This is a genomic window from Microcoleus sp. F4-D5, from assembly GCF_036704885.1.
GTDB lineage: Bacteria > Cyanobacteriota > Cyanobacteriia > Cyanobacteriales > Microcoleaceae > Microcoleus.
Genome location: NZ_JAUBSX010000182.1, coordinates 1 through 1,868, shown reverse-complemented (window position 1 = coordinate 1,868; position 1,868 = coordinate 1). Strand labels below are relative to the sequence as shown.

The window sequence follows — 1,868 nt, the reverse complement described above, 5'->3', positions numbered from 1 at the left end:
TATCATTATTAGTTAGTGGATATCTACACACATAGGTATTGACAAAATCTACTCTTTTCTAACTTGTTACCAATGCCTTGGGAGTGAACAAAGCTGACGAATTTGACAAAGCTTCTACCTTAGAAGAATTTGATAAAGTTTTAGATTCTTTTCAGGATAGAAAAGAAGTTATAGAGTTTTTGAAAGACTACGACACCAAAAGTTTTAACTACAAAGAATATATACAAATTTCCCCAATTAATCAAATTTTACGTAAAACAAAGAGTTCGGGCAAAATAGATGTTTTACCCAGTAGCTACAAAACTACAGATGTTGCTCTCGCCAACTTGGGCGGTATTCGGGAAAAGCGACTGGATAAGGCTTTGCGACAATCCGGTATAGCTAATGACTACGATTATGTAGTTATCGATACACCGCCAAGCGCTACTACAATTGCTAGTAATGGACTCTATGCAGCTCAATATGTGGTTATCCCATCCCAGATGGAATATCTTTCAGTCTATGGCATCAGAACCCCAATCGGACGAGCTAGAGAAGTTCAAGAGGAAATGGGAAAGCGGGGAGCTATTCTGGGAATTGTACCAATGATGACAGAAAAAAATGTGAAAATTCATACTACAATTAAGCAGTCCGTAGAGCAAAGATTTCCGGGAATCACGATTCTGCCGGAAATAAAGAGAGCTACTGCTGTTGGGCAAGCATCTCAAGCTTGTCAGCCTATTTCTTTGTTTGCTGAACATAATAAAGGAGCAGCCGAAGTTGCCAAGCAATTTTCCTCATTAACCCAAGAAATAGTGGTAAAAATCAATCAGATTGAAAGTTCAGTAGGAATGTAGAAATGGTCAAATTTTATAAAGGGATTGAGAGTAAGCCTAGCCTTGTGGTTTTAAATCAAATAGAGGTTTCTCAAGAACAATCGGGAACTTCAAAGTCGGATTTAAAAAAAGTTTCTCAAAGCTTGAAGGCGTGGGAATTTAACTTCGCCCTGCCAATCGTTTGTATTACTGATGAGGAAGATAAATACCACTTGTTAACTGGGCTACCAATCTATGAAGCAGCAGTTGAAGCAGAGCTTGAGCGAATTTGGGTATTTCTAATTGCAGCTAAACAACCAGAAGCAGAAGCCGCGATTGAACAAGCAATTTTGCAGTCAAAGCTGAACGAAAGAGTTGTTGAGCCTCAAGATGTTACAGATTTCTTGGATTTTATTAACAATCCAAAATCTGACCTTACCTCAATTCCTGGAGTCAAAGATGGATATGCAAAGCTGATCCGCGATAAGCGTGTTTACAGTTCTCTGGAAGATATGCAGAAAAAACTAGGTGCTAAGCGGGGCTTAAATTGGCTAAGAGCATACAAGCAATCAAAAAGCTAAGCTACCGAATTCTTGAAGTTTTGAGAAGTGTGATCGCCCCGCACCTCAATTCACCAAAAGCGCGATCGCCCTCATCCCCTCAAATCTCCCCATTCACCTGCATCTGATGCACCCGATCGGCCAATTATTGCAAGCGCTTTTCGTCTAGCTTGTCAATCGCCAGCATCCCGACATAGATGATTTTCTTGAGCGTTAGTCGCGTTGCTAGCGCCTTTTTCTACACAATATCCTTGATAATGGGGCTGACTCCAATGGCGGTACTGGCTCTGGTCACAAAACTAACCGGAGATTAACAACTTCGATTAAATCTTAGGACTTTTAACCTGAGTTTTTAGCTGCGATGCAATTTGTTTAACCGCGTTTTGACAAGACGCAACACAATGTGAAGTCAATCAATCAGCAAATGCTGACTTATCTAGGGCTTGCTGAAAAAGTCAGAAAATGGCATTTAGAAAGATGAGTGAATTTGCGATCACCTTGCCTAGATAAATTT

2 protein-coding genes are annotated in these 1,868 nt (G+C 40.1%); both read left to right on the top strand.

Annotated features, from left to right (window positions below):
- The first annotated feature begins 83 nt into the window (after positions 1-83).
- On the top strand, positions 84-836 hold the full coding sequence (locus tag QUA80_RS33425) for a ParA family protein (protein ID WP_333429190.1): 753 nt from the start codon (positions 84-86) through the stop codon (positions 834-836).
- A gap of 2 nt (positions 837-838) precedes the next feature.
- Entirely contained in the window at positions 839-1,375 is a 537-nt protein-coding gene (locus QUA80_RS33420) for a hypothetical protein (RefSeq protein ID WP_333429189.1), read from the top strand.
- The last annotated feature ends 493 nt before the right edge of the window (positions 1,376-1,868 follow it).